The 21,399-nt window shown below is 65.0% G+C and carries 12 protein-coding genes; 9 read left to right on the forward strand and 3 right to left on the reverse strand.

Annotated elements, in window-relative coordinates; genetic code table 11:
* Positions 1-28 precede the first annotated feature (28 nt).
* Positions 29-1,189: an HlyD family efflux transporter periplasmic adaptor subunit gene (locus ACV22Z_RS08090; RefSeq protein ID WP_448075782.1), complete on the forward strand. Its 1,161-nt coding sequence runs from the start codon at positions 29-31 to the stop codon at positions 1,187-1,189.
* A 78-nt stretch (positions 1,190-1,267) separates the two neighbouring features.
* Positions 1,268-2,824, forward strand: a complete 1,557-nt coding sequence (locus tag ACV22Z_RS08095) for a DHA2 family efflux MFS transporter permease subunit (protein WP_448075783.1) — start codon at positions 1,268-1,270, stop codon at positions 2,822-2,824.
* A gap of 177 nt (positions 2,825-3,001) precedes the next feature.
* Here ACV22Z_RS08095 and ACV22Z_RS08100 read toward each other — a convergent pair whose 3' ends face one another.
* On the reverse strand, positions 3,002-4,186 hold the full coding sequence (locus ACV22Z_RS08100; RefSeq protein ID WP_448075784.1) for a thiolase family protein: 1,185 nt from the start codon (positions 4,184-4,186) through the stop codon (positions 3,002-3,004).
* 336 nt (positions 4,187-4,522) lie between these two features.
* Here ACV22Z_RS08100 and ACV22Z_RS08105 point away from each other — a divergent pair, with 336 nt between their 5' ends.
* The gene (locus ACV22Z_RS08105; protein WP_448075785.1) at positions 4,523-5,251 is read left to right on the forward strand and encodes a gamma-glutamylcyclotransferase; all 729 of its coding nucleotides are present in this window, start codon (positions 4,523-4,525) and stop codon (positions 5,249-5,251) included.
* 88 nt (positions 5,252-5,339) lie between these two features.
* On the opposite strand, the gene ACV22Z_RS08110 is transcribed toward ACV22Z_RS08105, so the two are convergent.
* Both ACV22Z_RS08110 and ACV22Z_RS08115 read right to left on the reverse strand, forming a co-directional pair.
* Positions 5,340-5,783: an enoyl-CoA hydratase/isomerase family protein gene (locus ACV22Z_RS08110; RefSeq protein ID WP_448075786.1), complete on the reverse strand. Its 444-nt coding sequence runs from the start codon at positions 5,781-5,783 to the stop codon at positions 5,340-5,342.
* 64 nt (positions 5,784-5,847) lie between these two features.
* Entirely contained in the window at positions 5,848-7,050 is a 1,203-nt protein-coding gene (locus ACV22Z_RS08115; RefSeq protein WP_448075787.1) for an RNA-guided endonuclease InsQ/TnpB family protein, read from the reverse strand.
* A 485-nt stretch (positions 7,051-7,535) separates the two neighbouring features.
* Between ACV22Z_RS08115 and ACV22Z_RS08120 the strand changes: the two genes are divergently transcribed.
* The 6 genes from ACV22Z_RS08120 to ACV22Z_RS08145 all read left to right on the forward strand — a co-directional run bounded on the left by ACV22Z_RS08120 (position 7,536) and on the right by ACV22Z_RS08145 (position 21,377).
* The gene (locus ACV22Z_RS08120; protein WP_448075788.1) at positions 7,536-7,736 is read left to right on the forward strand and encodes a hypothetical protein; all 201 of its coding nucleotides are present in this window, start codon (positions 7,536-7,538) and stop codon (positions 7,734-7,736) included.
* A gap of 488 nt (positions 7,737-8,224) precedes the next feature.
* The gene (locus ACV22Z_RS08125) at positions 8,225-9,805 is read left to right on the forward strand and encodes a multicopper oxidase domain-containing protein (protein ID WP_448075789.1); all 1,581 of its coding nucleotides are present in this window, start codon (positions 8,225-8,227) and stop codon (positions 9,803-9,805) included.
* 66 nt (positions 9,806-9,871) lie between these two features.
* On the forward strand, positions 9,872-11,518 hold the full coding sequence (locus ACV22Z_RS08130) for a multicopper oxidase domain-containing protein (RefSeq protein WP_448075790.1): 1,647 nt from the start codon (positions 9,872-9,874) through the stop codon (positions 11,516-11,518).
* A gap of 17 nt (positions 11,519-11,535) precedes the next feature.
* Entirely contained in the window at positions 11,536-20,004 is an 8,469-nt protein-coding gene (locus tag ACV22Z_RS08135; RefSeq protein ID WP_448075791.1) for a choice-of-anchor Q domain-containing protein, read from the forward strand.
* Positions 20,001-20,495 carry a hypothetical protein gene (locus ACV22Z_RS08140; RefSeq protein WP_448075792.1) on the forward strand — a complete coding sequence of 165 codons (495 nt, stop codon included), beginning with the start codon at positions 20,001-20,003 and terminating at the stop codon, positions 20,493-20,495. The genes ACV22Z_RS08135 and ACV22Z_RS08140 overlap by 4 nt, the downstream gene beginning before the upstream one ends.
* A gap of 63 nt (positions 20,496-20,558) precedes the next feature.
* Entirely contained in the window at positions 20,559-21,377 is an 819-nt protein-coding gene (locus ACV22Z_RS08145) for an outer membrane lipoprotein-sorting protein (RefSeq protein WP_448075793.1), read from the forward strand.
* The last annotated feature ends 22 nt before the right edge of the window (positions 21,378-21,399 follow it).

The raw sequence follows: 21,399 nt of genomic DNA on the forward strand, positions 1-21,399 counted from the left end.
CCTTGTTCAAACCTTGTTGGAGCTATCGATGACTACCCCCCAATCCGAGCCGGCCGACGAGCCGACCAAGAACCCCGGAAAACGCAAGACCCTGATTGCGCTGCTCGCCGCTTCGCTTGCGATCGCAAGCGCCGCATACGGCGCCTACTACTTCCTCGATGCCCGTTACCACGTGGATACGGACGATGCGTACGTGAACGGCAACGTCGTTCAGATCACGCCGCAGATATCGGGCACGGTGATCGGGGTCGATGCGGACAACACGCAGATCGTCAAGGCGGGCGAGCCGCTCGTGCAGATCGATCCCGCCGACGCGAAGATCGCACTGCAGCAGGCCGAGGCGAATCTTGGCCAGACCGTCCGCCGCGTCCACGGGCTGTATGTCGACGACGACAAGTACCGGGCCGATATCGCGCAGCGGCAGTCCGATCTGGCGAAGGCGCAAGACGACCTGCGTCGGCGCCTGTCCACCGGCATGACGGGCGCCGTGTCGGACGAGGAGATCTCGCACGCGCGGGACGCCGTCAAATCGGCACAGGCTGCGCTCGACGGCGCGAAGCAGCAACTCGGCGCCAATCGGGCGCTGACGTCCAATACGTCCGTCGACAAGCATCCGGACGTGCTGGCGAGCGCCGCGCACGTTCGCGACGCGTACCTCGCGTATTCGCGCACGACACTGCCGGCGCCGGTTACCGGATACATCGCGCAGCGCTCGGTTCAGGTCGGGCAGCGCGTGTCGCCCGGCGCGGCGCTGATGTCGGTCGTGCCGCTGAACCAGGTCTGGGTCGATGCGAACTTCAAGGAGTGGCAGCTCCGTCAGATCCGGATCGGACAGCCGGTCGAACTGATCGCCGACGTGTACGGCTCGTCGGTCGTCTACCACGGCAGGATCGCGGGCTTCACGCCGGGCACCGGATCGGCGCTGGCGCTGCTGCCGGCGCAGAACGCGACGGGCAACTGGATCAAGGTGGTGCAGCGCTTGCCGGTGCGGATCGAGATCCCGCCCGCGGAGCTGGAGAAGCATCCGTTGCGCGTGGGGCTGTCGATGAACGTGGATGTCGACGTGAAGGATCGCGCCGGCGCGCGCGTCGACACGGATCCGCCGTCGACCTACAAGACCGACGTATTCGCGAGTTACGGCGACAAGGCCGACGCCGCGATCGCACACATCATCGCCGAAAACGAATGACCGCCCATCGCCCGGCGAGCCGGCGCGCGAATCACCGCGCGCTCATCTCGCCCGACCTACCGTAACCGGATTATCACCATGACCGACAACCATTCGAATCCTCCTCCGCTCACCGGCGCGACACTCGCGCTGGGCTCGTTGAGCGTGGGCCTCGCGGGTTTCATGACCGTGCTCGATTCATCGATCGCCAACGTCGCGATTCCGACCATCTCGGGAAACCTCGGCGTATCGGTCGACGAGGGCACCTGGGTCATTACCGTGTTTGCCGCGGCCAACTCGGTCGCAATCCCGCTGACCGGCTGGCTGACCCAGCGACTGGGCCAGGTGCGCCTGTTCGTCGGTTCTATCCTGCTGTTCGTGCTGGCATCGTGGCTGTGCGGTATCGCGCCGTCGCTGCCGATCCTGCTGTTCGCGCGCGTGCTGCAAGGCGCCGTGGCCGGGCCGCTGATCCCGATGTCGCAAGCGCTGCTGCTCAGCTCGTGGCCGAAGGCGAAATCCTCGCTGGCCTTGTCGCTGTTCTCGATGATCGTGGTGACCGGGCCCATCGTCGGGCCGTCGCTCGGCGGCTGGGTGACGGACAGCTATGCGTGGTCGTGGATCTTCTATATCAACATCCCGGTCGGGCTGTTCGCGGCGGCGATGGTCTGGATCCTCTATCGCAAGCGCGACACGCCGACCCGCAAGCTGCCGATCGATTACGTCGGGCTGACCCTGTTGATCGTCTGGGTGGCCTCGCTGCAGGTGATGCTCGACAAGGGCAAGGACCTCGACTGGTTCTCGTCGAACACGATCGTCATCCTGACCATCGTCGCGGCCGTGGGGCTCGTGCTGTTCGTGATCTGGGAGCTGACCGACAAGAATCCGATCGTCGACCTGACACTCTTCAAGCAGCGCAATTTCCTCGGGGGCACGATTTCGATTGCCATCGCGTACGGGATCTTCTTCGGCACGCTCGTTTTGCTGCCGCAGTGGATGCAGGAGTACCTCGGCTACCGGGCGGTCGATTCCGGGCTCGCGACGGCGCCGCTCGGCATCTTCGCGGTGATCGGCGCACCGATCATGGGCAAGCTCCTGCCGCGCTCGGACGCGCGCGTCATCGGCACGTTCGCGTTCATCGGCTTCGCGATCGTCTATTACATGCGCTCGTTCTTCTACACGGACATCAGCGAGGGGTACATCATCCTGCCCACGTTGCTGCAGGGTATTCCGATGGCACTGTTCTTCGCGCCGCTGACCGTGATCATCCTGTCCGGGCAGCCGCCAGAAAAGGTGCCGGCCGCTGCAGGCCTGTCCACCTTCGGACGCATGTTCTTCGGCGGCATCGGCACGTCGCTCGCGGGCGTCGTGTGGAACAACCGGACGATCATGCACCATGAAATCCTGACCCAGCAGTCGAGCCCGACCAACCCGATGTTCAATGCGCAGATGGATGCCTACCATTCGGTGCTGGGTCTCGGCCAGGGGTCGTCGTATGCGCTGTTCGACCATGTCGTGCAGACGCAGGCCGCGATGCTGGGGCTGAACGACGTGTTCTACGGCGCGGCGATCGTGATGATCGTCATCATCCCGCTCATCTGGATCACCAAGCCGGGCAAGGCCGGCGGCGCGAGCGACGCGGCGGCGGCCGCGCACTGAACGATGCGCCGGGGCGGGCGACCGTGCGACGGGCCGCCGATCGGGTTCGCCCGTCGTGCCCGTCGTCCGAATGCCCGACTACGGCCAACACGTGGCAAGGCCGCGCCCGGATCGGGCCGCGGCCTTGTGCGTCAATCAGGGAAACGGAGGAATGCCGGCGCAGGCTGCACGTCAGGCTCAGAGCACTTCGATCGCGAGTGCGATGCCCTGGCCGCCGCCGATGCACAGCGTCGCGACGCCGCGCTTGATGCCGTCGCGCTGCATCGAATGAATCAGGCGAGTCGTCAGCACCGCGCCCGTCGCACCGATCGGATGGCCGTGCGCGATTGCGCCGCCTTCGACGTTGACGATCTCCTCGGCGATGCCAAGCTGGCCCGCGACCGCGATCGGCACGACCGCGAACGCTTCGTTGATCTCGAAACGCTCGACGTCGCCCAATGTCCAGCCGGCACGATCGAGCGCGATCTTCACCGCCGGGACGGGACCGAGCCCGAACATGCCCGGTTCGACGGCGGCGACGCCGAACGCAACCAGCCGCGCGCTCGCCGCGATGCCGTGCGCGTCGGCGAACGCGCGATCCGCAACCAGCATCGCCGCTGCGCCGCTGTTCAGACCCGGCGCATTGCCCGCCGTGATCGTGCCATCGGGGCGAAAGGCGGGCTTCAGTTTCGCGAGCGTGTCGAGCGTCGTATCGGGGCGGGGCGTCTCGTCGCGCGCAAACGCGACGCGCGCCTTGCGCTGCAGAAGCTCGACCGGTACGAGCTCGGCGTCGAACTTGCCGGCCGCGAGCGCGGCGGAGAAACGCTGTTGCGAGCGGAGTGCCCAGCGGTCCTGGCGGTCGCGCGAAATATCGAGCTGGCTGGCGAGATCCTCGGTATGCCAGCCCGAATGCTGGTCGGAAAACGCATCGACGAGGCCGTCGCGCAGCATGCTGTCGACGATCTGCGCATCGCCCATCCGGTAGCCCCAGCGGGCGCCACCGAGCAAGTAGGGCGCACGTTCCATGCTTTCCATGCCGCCGGCGACTGCCGCGTTCGCGTAGCCGAGCAGGATCTCCTGCGCGGCATTGACGATGGCCTGCGCGCCGGAGCCGCAGACGCGGTTGACCGTCAGCGCGGGCACCTGCACCGGGACGCCGGCACCGATCGACGCCTGCCGTGCGGGGTTCATCTTGTTGCCGGCCTGAATGACGTTGCCCATCACGACCGTATCGACCGTCGTGCCGTCGAGGCCGCTGCGCCGCAGGGTCTCGCGCACGGCGATCGAACCGAGCTCGGTCGCGGGCGTGTCCTTCAGGGATCCGTTGAACGTGCCGATCGGCGTCCGGACGGGGTGGCAGATGACGACTTCACGTGTACTCATGATGCATTCCTCGATCGCGTAGACATTTGCGCGGACAGACGATGACGAACGGCGCACGCTGCGCAATGCGTGTCGCCGTTGCATTCGATTCCCGGATCACGGGCTTCATGTGATGGAAAGTTATCTATGCATATGCATATTGTCAACGTGGAATTGCGCAGCAGCGCCGCAGAAGCGGGGCGCGATCCCGGCCCGTCTCCGTCATCGAGAATTCGTGCGCGAACGCCGGGAGCATTTCAATTGCGACAACGCAGCGTTGCATGCGGCCGGCTTCCCCGAACCGGCATCGCGGCTTACAGTCGTCGTGCCACATCGACGTGTGTCCACCTTTTTCCCATGTCCGACGATCCGATCCACGCTGACGACCCCACTCCGACCTACGCAGTGACCCGCGAGCATCTTGCGAAGGGCACGCTGCTGCACGCGCTGCGTGCGAATCCGCCGGCCGGCGTGACGGTGCGCAGCGACGCGGAACTGGACCAGACGCTGCGCGCGACGCTCGATCGTCACGATCGCGACCGCGACCTGTACGTGTTCGGTTACGGATCGCTGATGTGGAACCCGGCACTCGACGCGGCCGACCGGCGCGTGGCGCGCGTCGACGGCTGGCACCGGCGCTTCTGCCTGCGGCTCGTCATCGGGCGCGGCACGCCCGAGCAGCCCGGCGCGATGCTCGCGCTCGACCGCGGCGGCGCGTGCAACGGCGTGCTGTACCGGATCGACGCGGCGAAGGCCGAAGCCGAATTGCGGCTGCTGTGGCGGCGCGAGATGCTGGCCGGCTCGTACGACCCGCGATGGATCGCGGCGACGGCCGGCGGCGAGAAGATCCGGGCGCTGACCTTCGTCGTCAACCGCACGCACGACCGCTACCTCGCCGGCTGGCCGCCCGAGCGCGTCGCGCATCTGATCCGCACCGGGTGCGGGCCGCTGGGCACGTCGCGCGCGTATTTCGACGCGACGGTCGCGACGCTCGAGCGCCTCGGCCTGCGCGATGTCGGCATCGAGCGCCTGCGCCGCGCGATACGCGCCGCGGACGAGGCGGGCAGGCAGGGTAAGGAGGCCTGAAGGCCACCAGGTCGTGGCAACGCATGCGCGTTCCACATGTAAACCGACGGAACTGGACCAAACGCTGCGCGCGACGCTCGATCGTCACCTAGCGCTTCAGGTGTTCGTCGCGCTCGAACAGCGCGACGACCGCCGCTGCGACGCCGCCGACTGCCGATGCCCGCAACAGCGCCTTGTGTGCGGCATACGCGCGCGTGGGCCCGGATGCGGCCTTGCGCGCGAAAGCGGATGCTTCGGTCAGCAGGTCCGCATCGGCGACGACGCGGTTCACGATGCCGAAGCGCTCCATCGTTGCGGTCGGCACCTTTTCCGACGTCAGCGCCCACTCGGACGCGCGCGCACGCCCCGCGCGCTCGGCGACGCGATAGATGCCGCCGAGGACGGTGACGATCCCGAGCGTCTGTTCAGGATGCCAGAATGTCGCCGATTCGGCCGCAAAGATCACGTCCGCACGCAGCGCCAGCTCGAAGCCGCCGCCGAAGCACAGGCCCTGGACCGCGGCGACGACCTGGGTGGCGGGATCGACGATCATGTTGACATCCTCCCCTGCCGGAAGGCAGCGGATTCCTACCGCTCCTAAAGCGATGACGCTTGCTTCAGATCGCCTCAGCGGGTTCCTGCTTCACAGAGCGGCCCGACTGCGCCGGCTCTCCACAGGCTGCAACGCGGTGTCCCCGCGCCAAAACATTGATCGCGCCGACCACATCGGCGTTTTCCTCGAAACCGCATTCGATACAGGCGAACTGCGCCTGCGTAAGCCGGTTCTCCGCGCTCACGCAACCGCACGCCGGACACGTCCGGCTCGTGTTCGCGGGCGGCACCACAATCAGCCAGCCGCCGTTCCATGCCAGCTTGTAGTCCAGTTGGCGACGGAACTCGAACCAGCCCTGATCGAGGATGGATTTGTTCAGGCCGGACTTGGCCCGAACGTTCTTACCAGGATTCTCGGTGTTGCCCGCTGCTGATCTGGACATGTTCCGCACCTGCAAATCCTCGATACACACCATCGCGTGGTTATTGCTGATCGTGGTCGTGGCCTTGTGCAGGTAATCGCGGCGGGCGTTACCGATGCGGGAATGGATGCGCTGGATGCGGGCTTTCGCCTTCTTCCAGTTGCTGCTGAATTTCACCTTGCGGCTCATGGCCCGTTGCGCACGGCGCAACCGACCTGCGTGCCGCTTGAAGCTATTGAGCGGTGCGAGGAACGTGCCGTCGCTCAACGTTGCGAAGCGAGCTACGCCCACATCGATGCCAACCGCGCGGGCGGCTTGCGGCACGGGCGGATCGACCTCGCGTTGTGTCTGGATCGAGACGAACCACTTCCCGGCACTCCGGGATACCGTGGCATTGCGTAACTCACCCAATACGTCCCGGCTATTGCGGTAGCGCAGCCAACCGAGTTTGGGCAGAAAGATTCGGCTGTTACCCTGATCCAGCTTGATCTGCTTCGGGTCGGGGTAGCGGAAGCGGTCGCTCTTGCCCTTCTTCTTGAAGCGCGGGAATGCTGCACGCTTGCCGAAAAAATTCTTGTAGGCCCGCTCCAGGTCCTTGAGCGCGTGCTGCAACGGGTGAACGGGCGAATCTTTGAGCCACGGCGTCTCCGACCCATTACGCCACGCAGTCAGGTGCTTTGCCATCGCCACGTAGCCGATGAACGTGCCGCCCGCGTCGTAATTCTCCTTCTGCAACGCCAGCGCCTTGTTGTAGACGAACCGGCACGATCCGGCGAAGCGGCGCATATCGCGCTGCTGCTCGCCAGTTGGCATCAGTTCGAACTTGAAGGCCTGGAGACGTTGCATTCGGACATCGTACTCGTGGTCTATAAGCACATGTCAAGACACCCGGCGCGGGCGGCATTGCGTCTTCCTGATGCATGTGCACTTGGTCTTCGTGACCAAATCCAAGTGTCACCGATCGCGTCGGTGCAGACGCGTTTTTCGATGTTTGAGTTTTGAATGAAAATAACATCGTTATGATAAGAAAACTTATCCTGAGAGAGCGATTCAATCGCAATCTGGACCATCCCGGAATCGCACGGATCCTGCGTCGACGAAAGGCATGCGCCACGCATGCCGGATCCGACAGAGACAGATCAGGCACCTTGTGCAGGGAAGGGCGTCACCGCCACTGTTGGAGGTGCACCGGAAAGCAACGCTTTCGCCCGTGCACACCCGGCCGCGATTGACACCGCCGCAGCGCGGCCGCTACAGTGCCGTCGCGGGGCGGTGGGTCAAGCACACCCCTGGAACAGGCAACTGATGTTCCCGGACTACGGGGTTACCCCGTGGATGAAATCGACTCCCCGATGCGTCGCAAGAGCCTGGATTGCGCGTTGCGCAAGACAGCTCTCGCTGCACCCGGCACGTTGGCTCATCGCTCCGCCTTTCAGCCCTCATGCTCGAGGAAGCTCAACGAGCCGCGCGGAGCGAAGCTGCAGGCGATCTTCGACAGGATCGAATGGGATACGGACGACATCGGCGCGTGAATCGTCGCGCAGCACATCAGTCATCCAACCTCCGTCTGCAACCTTTTCTGACAGTTCGCTTTCGAATCTGCTCACCCGCGACGTTCGCGCGTCCGCTCCGCAAGCGCAGCCCATTCGAACCCGCGTGACGCGCCCGTCCTGGTGTGACGAAAGACCGACTCGCTGCTGCTCTCCCGCGTTGTTCGCGCGTCTGCTCTCCAACCGCGGTGCATTCGGGCCCGAGTGACGCGCCCATCTTGGCGTGACGAAAGACCGACTCGCTGCCGCCCGCTCGCGACAACCCGGCACGCACCGCCGAGCGGAGCAAAACGCCCCCCACTGCGCTAGGCCTCCCCCCACGCAAAAGTAGGGGGGTGACCCATCCCGGCCTCTCGCGCGGATCTGCAAAATCCAGATACGGGTCAATGCGAAGACGTCGTCGGCCCGCGTTCGCAGCAGAGCATGGCGTCCAGCGCGTATCGCTGGTTGACCCCAAGGATGGAGGTCATATGTTCAGTACCCGCATGTGTTGCAGCAGTGTGGCGGCACTGCTGCTCCTGTTGTCCGCCGCGCCGTCGTTCGCACAATCGTTTCGCGTCCAATGCCCGTTCACCACGCCGTCCCATCCGACGGCGCTGGCGCCCGGAGTCGGCGAGCCCGCCTATCCCAACCCGAATGGCCCGAATGGCGCGATCAAGTGCCAGCAGATCTCGGGCGGCGACGGTTACGCGACGATGGCCAATGGCGTGCAGACCTACCTGTTCGCTTTCGGACCGTTGTCCGGGCTCGCGGACATCAAGGCCGGCCTGCCCGGCACGGAACTCGCATCGGTATTCAACACCGTCGGCGATCCCAGAACGGATTCGACCTACAACGGCGCGGTGGGCCTCGCGCCCGATCCGGATGCCGGCGGTGCGCTGGACGGTCACGTCGATCCGCGTCAGATCATGGATATCGGCGTGATGAACGGCAATGAGCCGGCGCCGCTGATGGCAATCGACGAAGACGACGAGTTCTTCCTCACGCTCACGAACGTCGGGATGATCATGCGCCCGGACCTGTTCGAGAAGCACACGGTGCACTTCCATGGCTATCCGAACGCGTCGTCGTTCTATGACGGCGTGCCGGATGCGTCGGTCGCGATCAACATCGGCGCGAGCTTCACTTACTACTACCTCGCGCCGGATGCGGGCACCTATTTCTTTCACTGCCACATCACGCCGCCGGAGCACCTGCAGATGGGCATGGTCGGCCAGCTCTTTGTGCGGCCGCGCCAGGACCGCGTGCCCCAGGGCCAGTCGATATACCAGTCGCTGGTCACGCAGCAGGCCGACCTGCGGACCCGCTGCGGCAACGACATTCTGTGCTCGACGCCGCTGCCTCCGAAGGACACCGGGCTCATGCGAATGCCCAACGGCAACATCACCGTGGCCCCGACGGCTCCGAAGCCGCAGCTGCCGCTTTACGCGTACAACGACGGCGACGGCTCGACTGCGTACGACGTCGAATATCCGGTCCAGATACACGGCTTCGATCCGAACTTCCACTTCGTCGGCATGACGTTCAATCCGGAGCCGTTCACCGACATGAAGGACAAGTTCTTCATGTTGAACGGCCGCAGCTATCCGGACACGGTGAACACGGTGCCTCCGGGCCAAACAGGCTCGATCCAGACGCCGTCGTCGGATGGCGTGATGCATCCTTCGCAGCCGCTGCCGACGCTGATCAACATCCCGGCCGGCGGCAGGGCGCTATTGCGGATCTCGGATCTCGACGTCACCGAATACCAGACGCTCGCGTCGCTCGGCATCCCGATGCACGTGATCGCGATCAATGCCCGCATGCTGCGTGACATGGCCGGCAACAACATGGCTTACGACACGAACTCGATCACGCTCGGCGGCGGGGAATCACTCGACCTGATTCTCGATGCGAGCGATACGACGAAGTACCGCTCGGGCCAGATTTTCTACCTGTACACGCCGAACCTCGATCACCTGTCGAACGATCAGGAGAACTTCGGGGGATTGATGACCGAAGTCCACATCTGCGGTTCGGTGGATCCGAGCACGAAGATTTGCAATCCTTGATGATCAAGGCCCGCCTGCTTCAGTGGGCGGGCCTGACCGGGAAGTCCTGCACTGAGGAGAAAAGCCGTGGGACACATCACTCACCGCGCGTGGGCCGCGACACTCGCGCACCTTCGACAGCTAGCACGCGTCGGCGTCGCGGCGCTTGCCGCGCTGCTGTCGCTGCATGCACAAGCCGCAGCGCCGGGCATCACCGGCAAGGTCTTCAACCTGACCGTCCAGGAGGCGCGCATCACGCAGCCCGATGGTTCGAGCGTCTATTCGTGGGGCTACGGTTGCGCGGCGAACAGCTTGACGCCGCCCGTCTTCTCGCCGTCGACGATCGCCGGCGCGACCTGTCCGACGATGCAGATCCCCGGTCCGACGCTGATCGTCAGGCAGGGCGACATCATCACCGTGACGCTCACCAATAATCTTCCGGTAGCGGCCGGCAACACGTCGATCCTGTTTCCGGGGTTCAACGTGTGCGCCGGGACGTTGAGTCCGGATGGCAAGACATGCACGCCGGACAGTAACAGCACGACCGGTCTGCTGACGCAGGAGGTACCGAACGGCAAGACGGTCACTTACTCGTTCGTCGCGTCGACGCCCGGCACGCATACGTACTACAGCGGCACGCAGGGCGACCTGCAGATCGAGATGGGGCTTTACGGCGCGATCATCGTGCTGCCGAACACGTCGGCCAACACGGCAGGCTGCATGGCGTTCCCTGATTCGGGCCGCCCCTTCGGCCAGCACGATTTCCGCAACGCACCGGCGGCCTTCGACAACAGCGCGGCCTGCTACGATCGTGAGTATCTGTTTCAGTTCTCCGAAATGGATCCGCGCATCCATCAGCAGGCGGAGCAGCAGGTCGCGGCGAACACGACGTGCACGAAGCCGAACGGCTGCATGACCGTCGAGACGGAGCCTTATCACCCGGCGTATTTCATGGTCAACGGCCGCTCGATGCCGGACGACATGGATCCGAACTACGCGCAGCAGTACCCGCACCAGCCGTACAACGGCAACCCGCACATGCATCCGGGCGAACTGGTGCTGTTGCGGATCATCGGCACGGGCCGCTGGCAGCACCCGTTCCACGAGCACGGCAACCACGTGCGTGTGCTCGCGCGCGACGGCAACCTGCTGCTGAGCCCGGTCGACCCGAACAACCCGACGAAGCCGCAATTGCCGGCCGGCCCGCTGCTGTTCACGACGACCACGACACCGGGCCTCACGATGGACGGGATCTTCTACTGGACCGGCAAGGGCCTGAACTGGGACGTCTACGGGCACTACCCGGGGGACGGCAGCGTATGCATCCCGGACGCTAACGGCTACTACACGACAGCTTCCGGGGCTCCGCGCAGCGCGCCGAACTACTACGAGTGGTGCCAGGACCACGGCAAGGCGCTCGAGAAGGCGCCGTTCGGCCAGGTTGCCAGCGGCGGGCCGGTCACGCTGCCGGACTCGAACATCCTGACGAACGGTTTCTGGTACGGCGGCAGCCCTTATCTCGGACCGGACGCGACCATGCGCGCAACGTCCCCGACGGGAACGACGCCACCCAGCGGCACGCAACTGAACCCGGCAGCAACGGAAGCGGGCTTTGCATTCATGTGGCACTCGCATAACGAACGCGAGATCACGACGAACAACATCTTCCCGGGCGGAATGATGATGATGATGCTCGTCGATCCACCGGTATTTCCGATCGACGAATCCAATTAGGGGTGGGGAGAAAGGCGATGAGATCCACCAAGCTCACAGCGACGCTGTTCGGCCTGTTCAAGGCAGGGGTCGCGGCATCCATGTTGCTGACGGCCGGCGAGGCCTGTTTCGCTCAAGCGGTTGTCAATCTGACGGCGAAGGCTTCCACGGCGCTGTTGCCGGACGGGCAGTCCGTGCCGATGTGGGGCTACACGTGCACGCCGCCCACCGTCGCGAAGGTGGCTGCCGCGAATGCCACCTGTGTGCCGGCGAATCCGGCCGCTGGCGCGAACTGGTCGCCGGTGGTGATTACCGTGCCGGCCGGGCAGCTTCAGATCAACCTGACGAACAACCTGCCGACGCCGGTGCCGACTTCGCTCGTCATCGTCGGGCAGCTGGGTGGCGGGTTGGGCAACGCGCCAACGACCATGCCGAGTCCGCCGCATCCGACGCAGACCGCAACGACCTGGCCGATTGTCTCGTCTTCCACGGCCGCCCCGACGCCGTATACGGCGCCGCCCGCGGCATTTACGCCGCCCCCGCAAGGGCCGCGCATCCAGTCGTTCGGGACCGAAGTCGCGCCGTCGACCGATCCGACGGCGTACACGATGCTCACGTGGCCGAACCTCAAGCCCGGCACCTATCTGCTCGAGTCGGGCACGCACCCGTCGATCCAGGGGCCGATGGGCCTTTACGGCGTGCTGGTCGTGACGAGCCCGAGCGTCCTAGCTTCGACCTGCACCTCGACGAAGCAGGCCTATCCGAATGCGGCGAGCTGCTATGACGCCGATGTGCCGATGCTGATGAGCGAGATCGATCCCGTGCAGAACGCGGCGGTCGCCGCGGCCGTCGCGAAGCCGGGCTTCAGCGAAACCGCAGCGTGGTCGGGCCAGCCCGGCGGATGTGGCAATTCGGCGTCCACCTCGTTCGGTACCTGCTATCCGCCGGCGGTGAACTACGATCCGCGCTATTACCTGATCAACGGCGTCGCCTTCGATCGCACGGCCCCGAATGCGTCGGCCTTCCCGCCGAGCGCGACTGTGTCGCCGTTGACGGGACAGATCCTCGTGCGCCTCGTGAACGCTGGCCTGCGCATGCACATTCCCGCTGTGGTCGGCGCGCAAACGGGCAATCCGGCCGTGCCCGGGTTCTCGCTCATCGCCGAGGACGGCAATGCGCTGCCCGGCAACCCGCGCATCCAGAACTCCGTGTTCATGGCCGCCGGCAAGACCTACGACGTGCTGGTGAACGCGCCGGCCGCCGGGGCATTGCCCGTGTACGACCGGCAGCTGAGCCTGTCGACCAACAATCAGCGCGACGGCGGCATGCAAGGCTACATCGCGGTCAACAACGCGCTGCCGGCGGCGACCGCGGGCATCGGCGAAACGCCGACTGCCGTGGGCGCGAACTACATGTTCGTGCCGGGCACGACCCTGACCGTGTCGGACCCGGCCAAGGGCGTGATCGCAAACGACTCCGGCGTATATGGTGTGAAGCTCGTGACCCCGCCTGCCAACGCAGTCGTCGGCACAACGTTCACGCTGAACAATGACGGCACGTTCACCTATCTTTCGACTAGTGCAACCAACGACAGCTTTACCTATCAGTCGACGAACGGTGGTATGTCCGCAGCAAGCGCGACGGTGACACTGACCCCTTGCACGACGAGCAACAAATGCCTGTCGACGCCAACGGCGGGTAACGCCGGCTTCACGAGCAACAACGCATTCCAGATGCAGGTCGGCGCGCCCGGCGTGCTCGCCAGCGCGAACGATCCGGCAGGACTGCCGCTCAACGCGAAGCTCGTTGCGTCGAGTGCCAAGAACGGTACCGTGACGCTGAATCCGGACGGATCGTTTACCGCGGCGCCAACGAATCCGCAACTGGCCAGCACCAATCCGACTCCGCAGACGGTGACGTTCCAGTACACAGTCACCAATACGCAAAACCAGACGAGCGATCCGACCAAGCCCGGCACCGTGACCGTGACCTTCAATCCCGGCAGCGGGCTCGTCGTCAACGTGATGGATGCGCCGAGCATGGCGCCGGATGCAGTGTCGCCCAACAAGAATGTCAAGCTCACCGACTATCGCTGGATCATCGAAGAAGACCGCACGATGCAGATCGATCCGGCCTGCCAGGTGAATTCGACGAATACGACGGTGCGGCCGTCATACTGCCCGCCGCTGCCGGTCCCGAGCCTCGGCACGAATTTCCATACGAGCTACATGCCGGTGGTGGCCGCGGGCTGCGTTGGCGTGGTCGCCTGCGAATCCGGACAGACCGTGTACGACCCGGCGTCCAACACGCACAAGGCGGCCGTGTGCGACGTCGGCAACGGCGTGTGCCGCACTACCGGCACGGACCCCACGAAACAGGTGCAGGTCGATCCGAAGTACGTGGCGCTCGATCCGACCAAGCATTACTACATCTCGATCCTGCCTGGCGACGCCGGCAACACGTTCTCGAACGGTGGCGGCGCGCCGTACAACGGCACGAGGCAATTCAGCATCGCGCAGGACTGCAAGTCGGGCCCGAGCGGCGCGGATTTTGCAGCGGGAACCGGCAAGTGCGGGCACAGCATGGGTGGCGCGACGATCGCGCCCGCGCAGATCGCGGCCGCGAAGGCAGGACAGACCGCGGCGGGACAAGCAGGGCAACTCAACGTGCTGCTGACTGAAACGCCGTATCCGACGGCCAAGCTCTCGGTGTTCGTGTTCGAGGACGATGCACCGCTCAACGGCGAAGTGGACGTCAGCGGCGGGACCGACGGCTTCGGCACGGCGCGTGAGCCGGGCCTCGGCGGGTTCGAGATCAAGCTCTGGGACGACGCCGGCGGCACGGGCGACCCGACCGGGCAGATGACCTACGACATGTTCAACATGCCGCTGTCGAATTCGCTGCAGGGCACCGTCGACCCGCTCACCGGGCTCAACGCGTGCCCGATCACGGCGGCGACCGACGGCCTGGTCGGCATGATCCCGACCTGCCCGAAATACGAATCGGACGGCAAGACGCTGTCGCCGCTCGTCGGTCAGGCCGTGATTGCAAACCTGATGCCGGGCCGCTACGGCGTGATTGCGACGCCGGCGGCCGACCGGATCGGCCGAGGGGAGGAATGGCTGCAGACCAATACGCTCGACGGACAGAAGGCGCATGACGCGTTCATCAAGGTCGGCGGGCCCGCGTACTTCCAGGAGTTCGGCCCGGCGGGCTATCACGTGTCGATCGGCTTCGCGAATCCGCAGATCATCAATGCGCGGAGGACGAACGCGGCGAAGTCGGGGATATGTGACACGGGCCCGTGCCCGAACACGATCACGGGCACCGTCACGAACCTGCACTACAGCCGTCCGCCGAACGAAAACCTGTACAGCAGCGGGACGCACGATTCACTGGCCTTCTCGCAGTGCTACGTGAGCGTCGGCGACCCGGACGGCGAGGATTACGGCTTCACGAAATGCGACGCCCAGGGCAAGTTCACGCTCAGCGGCCTGCCCAACGGCACGACGCGCATCACGATCTTCGACCAATGGAACGACCAGATCGTCGACGGGCTTGCAAAGGCGGTGGCGCTTCCTGATGCCAAAGGGAATACGACGGTCGACCTTGGCGAGATTCCCGTGCTTCAGTGGCAGACGAACCTCTATACGCGGACCTTCATTGACAAGAACCAAACCGGCGTCTGGGACGGCGGCACGAACGACGCCCCCATCGCACTGGCCTCGGTCAATATGCGGTTCCGCGACGGCAGCTTCTCGAACTTCAACGTGACGGACGCCAACGGCATCGCGCCGTTCAACGAAGTGTTTCCGCTGTTCAACTGGTACGTGGTCGACGACGACATGACGCGCTACGCGCCGACAGGCACACACGTGGTCTATGACGCGGGTGGCGCGGTCGACAACACCACGGTGAAGGGCGCCCGGACGTCGACGATTGCCGCGAACCTCGCGAACACGGCCGAGAACTTCTCCCTGCCGCCGAACCTGCAGGTGCCGGGTGCCCGGTACTGCGCGGACGCGGACTGCAAGAACACCGGCACTGGTTCGACGGGCCGGGTCGATCCGCCGTGGGTGACGTCGGAGGCGTGGCAAGGCTTCTCCGGCCAGAACTCGTTCATCGAGTACGGCAAGAGGCAGTTTGCGAAGAATGAGAACGGCGGGATTCGCGGCGAGGTGATCTACGCGTCGACGCGGCCGTTCGACGATCCGACACTGCTCATCCACACGAAGTGGACGCCCGACGTGCCGAACGTCACGGTGAACCTGTACCAGGAGGGTACGGCTGCGGACGGCACCACGAACCTGACGCTCGTCGACACGACCAAGACGTCGAGCTGGGACAGCTGGGCGCAGGGCTTCCGCGCCGACGGCAAGACGCCGAACATGAATTGCCCGGGACAGGATCCGAGCGACCCGTTCTTCTACACGCTGCAGAACACCACCTACTGGCTCGATCCGCTGCAACGTCAAATGCCCTCGAGCGGCAAAACCGCGAGCGGCGGCAGCGGTAACGGCCAGTACAAGTGCTATGACGGCATGCACGTGTTCAATCAGATCCAGCCGGCACCGTATGACGGAGCGTACAAGTTCCCGAGCGTGACCGCGGTGGACGCGAACGGCAAGCCGACCGCGACGGGGACGAACTGCAAGATCTGCGTCGGGACGCTCGGGACGAATCCCGTCGACGGCACGCCGATGCTGCCTCCCGGCAAGTACGTGGTCGAGATCATCGTGCCGCCGGGCTACGAACTGGTGAAGGAGGAAGACAAGAACATCCTGATCGGCGACAACTACATCGCGCCGGTGACGCAGCAGTTCGGCGGGATCGGCAACGTCTACATTCTTCCCGACCAGGCGGCGGTGAACTCGAGCTACAACCCGAACAACGCGCAGAACATGACCACGGACCTCGGTTCGACGCCGCATGCCGAAGGCGACACCGGCAGCGTCGAGCGGTTCTGGCCGTGCGTCGGCGAGCTGCGGATCGTGCCCGACTACATCAGCCTGTTCCCGGGCTCGAAGGAAGTCGCACCGTTCGCGGGCGCGTCGCGGCATCTGTGCGATCGCAAGGAAGTGGCGCTCACGAACGAGGAGTCGGTGCTCGCGAAGTTCTGGATCTTCAGCTCGACGCACGTCAGCGCGCACTACACGGGCTTCATGCTCGACGACTTCTCGTCGGAGTTCGACCCGTATTCGCCGCAGTTCGGCGAGAAGTTCGCGGTGCCGAACGTGCCGGTTTCGTTCAAGGATTTCTCCGGCAATGAAATCTCGCGCACCTACTCGGATCAATGGGGCATCTACAACGGGCTGACGTTCTCGACCTGGGAAGTGAATCCTCCGAACCCGACCGGCTATGCGCCGACGATGATGGTCGCGTGCATGAACGATCCGGGTCCGATTCCGGATCCGAAGAATCCCGGCAAGACGATGGCCGATCCGCTGTACAACCCGGCATACAGCCAGTTCTGCTACGAGATTCCGTTCATGCCTGGACAGACGCAATACATGGACACGCCGGTGGTGCCGGTGCAGGCGTTCGCCGACGGCTACAACCAGCCCGACTGCGCGTATCCGGACGCGACGCCCGCGATCTCGAGCGTGACCGGCGATACGTTCGCGGGCCCGTGGGTCATGGCGCCTCATCACAACCTGACGATCAACGCGCTGGGCGACCAGCAGGTGCCGAACAACGCCTACACGGGACCGAGCCAGACGAGCGCGCCGTTCAACCAGAAGTTCATTACGCGCCACTATGGCTTCGGAGCGAGCCAGGGCAAGGGACGGGTCACCATTGCCGGCGTCAATGCACCGGTGCAGTCGTGGAGCGATTCGAAGATCGTCGTCAGCGTGCCTGACCTGAGCAATCCGCCCGGGGCAACGAAGACGTCGGCATCGACCTGCACGATCCCGCAGATGCCTGCGCTGCAGGGCACGCTGCCGGCCGGCACGGTGCCGACCCAGTGCGGCGAGCTCGTGATCTCGACCGACAGCGGCAAGCGGTCGATCGACACGGTGACCGTCACGGTCGGCGGCAAGGCGCCGACCCTCGTCAGCGGAGAGAACGGCACGAACGACGCGATCCAGAAAGCGATCAACAGCGCGAGCGCCGGCGACATGATCGTCGTGGGGCCGGGTACGTACAACGAGATGCTGGTGATGTGGAAGCCGGTCCGGCTGCAAGGCGTCGGCGCACCGTCGGTGATCGTCAACGCGAACACGCATCCGTCGGGCAAGCTGGATCCGTGGCGCAGGCTGGTCGACTGCCTGTTCGGCGTGTCGCTGGACGGCGGCCTGATCACGGCCTACGACCCGACGAAGCCGATCTCGCCGACCAACAACCCGTACGATCCGACGAACGCCTACCAGTGCACGTCGCAGATGCAGAGCCACGCGGACGCGATACCGTTCGAGCCGACCGTCGGTTGGGACCAGAACCTCAACGGCAACCTGGGCGAACTGCTGATGGAGCCGTCGCTGATGGGTGCGTACGAGGGCGCGGGCATCACGGTGCTGGCCAAGGGTGTGCAGCCGAGCACGAACTGCACCGCGAACGGCATCTGCACGCCGCTCACGGTGAGCGATTGCACGACGGATCCGAACAACCCGAACTACAGCAACTTCCTGTGCAATCCGTCGCGCATCGACGGGATCACGTTCACCAACAGCTCGCAAGGCGGCGGCGGTATCTTCCTGCACGGCTGGAACCACTTCACGGAGGTATCCAACAACCGCGTGACGAGCAACGCAGGCACGCTCACGGGAGGCATCACGATCGGTCAGGTCGAGGTTCCGGACGGGACGATCTCGCCGACGGACGGCGTGACGCAGCTGGCATTCAACTACAACACGAATGTCAACGTGCATCACAACGCGGTCACGTCGAACGCGTCGTATGGCGACGAAATCAATTCGACCACGCCATCGGCGGCAGGCGGCGTGACCTTCTGCTCCGGGTCCGACAACTACCGCTTCAACTACAACTGGGTATGCGGAAACATCAGCAGCGGTGACGGCGGCGGCGTGTCGCACTTCGGGTTCAGCTACAACGGCGACATCTCGCACAACGTGGTGTTGTTCAACCAGAGCAACAACCCGACGCTCCCGACCTACGGCGGCGGCATCATCGCGCAGGGCGTGCCGCCCGACGGCACGTTCTGCGAGAACTCCACCGTCGACGTCGATTGCGCGCCGCAGCTTTCCGACGGCGTCGGCCCGGGTCTCGTGATCGACGGCAACCTGATCATGGGCAACACCGCGGAAAGCGGCAAGGGCGGCGGCCTGCGGCTGCAGAGCATCAACGGCACCGACGTGCAGCGCAACCTCGCCAACCCGGACAAGTGGTACCAGGTGAACGTGACCAACAACATCATCGCGGACAACGTGGCCGGCTGGTCGGGCGGCGGCGTATCGCTGCAGGATGCGGTGCGCGTGAACTTCGTCAACAACACGGTGATCGCGAACGATTCGACGGCGTCGGCCGGGGTGCTGTTCAATACGCCGGCTGCGTCGCAATCGAACGTGCCGCCGCCGGGATGCACGAGCAGCCCGAACAGCGCGGATTCGACGTGCACGAGCTACATCGAGACGTCGACGCCGCAGCCGGCCGGGCTGGAGACGGCAAGCCACACGCAGAACCTGATCACGGCGTTCATCCCGCCCGCGAACTTCACGGGGAAGGTCACGTGTCCCGCGAACGAGCCGAACTGCATGCAGTTCTCGAACCCGGTGCTGACCAACAACGTGTTCTGGCAGAACCGCTCGTTCTACATCACGGTGAGCGCGAACCCGAACCCGAACATCCCCGGCGTGCAGAACGCGGTCACGTTGAACCCGGTGCTGAACCAGAAGGGGCTGACGAACGGCGCCTGCGTGACGGGTGGCACGACTTCCGCGACTTCGCCGATGTATTGGGATATCGGCGCGTACGGCGACCTTTCGTCCACCACTCACGAATCGGGACTGACGATGAACCCGCAGTATTCGATCATGAGCAGCACGTCAGGCTACGGCGCGACCAACTTCTCGGCGAATCCGCAGACGGTGGGCCAGTACTGCAACGGCTCGCGCGTGCCGCCGGAAGCCGGCGGAAACGGCTTTGCCGTGCCGCCCGGGATTGCCGACGCGGTGTTGCCGAACCCGCTGTTCGGCCTGATGCCGACGGCGACGCCCGATGAAGGCAACCAGTGGATCAACATGTCGTACGGGCCGCTGTCGCTGTTCAACGCGGCGCTCACCGCGGGCAAGACGGGCTACAACGTGGTGATGGGCAACTACGCGATCAAGAGCACGTCGCCTGCGATCGGCAAGGCCACGGCAACCGGTGCGCCGGATCACGACATCTTCGGCACGCCGAGGCCGCAGGTTCAACAAGGCGCGCAGACCCAGGCGAAAACCTCGGGCAGCGGATACGACGTCGGCGCGGTCGAGTTCATGTCGACCAGCTCGGGCGGCATGACCGCCACCCCGCTGATCGATCCGCTCGCGCTTTGGAGCCAGCCATGAAGCGGTCGACCGTCCGCACGGCAGCGGCGCTGCTGCTCGCGGGCGGCGCCTGCCTCGCCGCGGTCCGGCCTCAGCCGGCCGCGGCCGGGCAGGGCACGCCGGCCGCTCGCGTGCACTCGCCGTACTCGCCCGTGAGCCTGCCGCGACAGGCGAAGGCGTATTACCAATTCGCGAAAGGCATCCGTGACCTGCACGTGCGCAGCACCGCGTCGGGCAACCTGATTCGCTTCAGCTACCGCGTGACCGATCCGCAGAGGGCCCGGCCGCTCGCCGACAGCAAGGCGACCGCGTACCTGTACGGGGACGCGAGCCACGCGGTGCTCACGGTTCCGGTGATGGACCAGATCGGCGCACTGCGGCAGTCGGGTCAGCTGGAGGCGGGCCAGGAATACTGGATGGTGTTTTCCAACAAGGGAGAGCCGATCAAGCGCGGCGACCGGGTCAGCGTGCTGATCGGTACGCTTCATATCGACGGGCTGGTGGTCGAGTAATCACACACAGGCGCAGCGTGCCGTACGGCGGGGGCCGGCGGCCTGCATGCGAGGAGAAAAGTCATGAACCGGTTTCTTTTCAAGTCGATTACGGCGGCCTGTGCCGCCGGCTTTCTGACTTTCGGCCAGGCCGCATTCGCGGCTTCGGCAGCGGGGAATGCCCAGGCGCCATCGGCATCGCACCTGAGCGCGGCGCAGATCGTCGAGCGCAATGTCGCGGCCCGCGGCGGGCTGCAGGCGTGGCGCGCCGTGTCGACGATGAAGATGACAGGGCAGCTCGATGCGGGCGGCACGAAGAATACGAAGCTGCCGTTCACGATGACGTTGAAGCGTCCGCACAAGAGCCGGCTCGAGATCGTGTTCGAGCGGCAGACGGCGCTGCAGGTGTTCGACGGCGCGCAAGGCTGGACCGTCAGGCCGTACCTCGGACGCAACGAAGTCGTGCCGTATACGCCGGCGCAGCTCAAGTCCGCCGCGGAATCGGCCGAGCTCGACGGCCCGCTGATCGATTACGCGAACAAGGGCACGACGATCCAGGCGCTCGGCACGGAACAGGTGGAGGGACACCGCGCATACGTGCTGAAGCTGACGACGAAGGACGGCGCCGAGCGCCGCCTGTGGGTCGATGCGGCGAGCTATCTCGAACTGAAGATCGAAGGCGAGCCGCGCGTGCTCGACGGCAAGCCGCACAGCGTCGCCATTTTCTATCGCGACTACAAGAAGGACAACGGTCTCGTCGTGCCGCACACGCTCGAGACCGTCGTCAATGGCGTCAAGCAGACGCGCAAGATCACGATCGAGCATGTCGCGGTGAACGAGACGGCCGACGATGCGATGTTCGGCAAGCCGCCCCTCAGCATCGCCAAGGTGACGAGCCACTAGCCGGACAACCGGGGGAGGGCGA

Source organism: Burkholderia sp. PU8-34 (assembly GCF_053427725.1).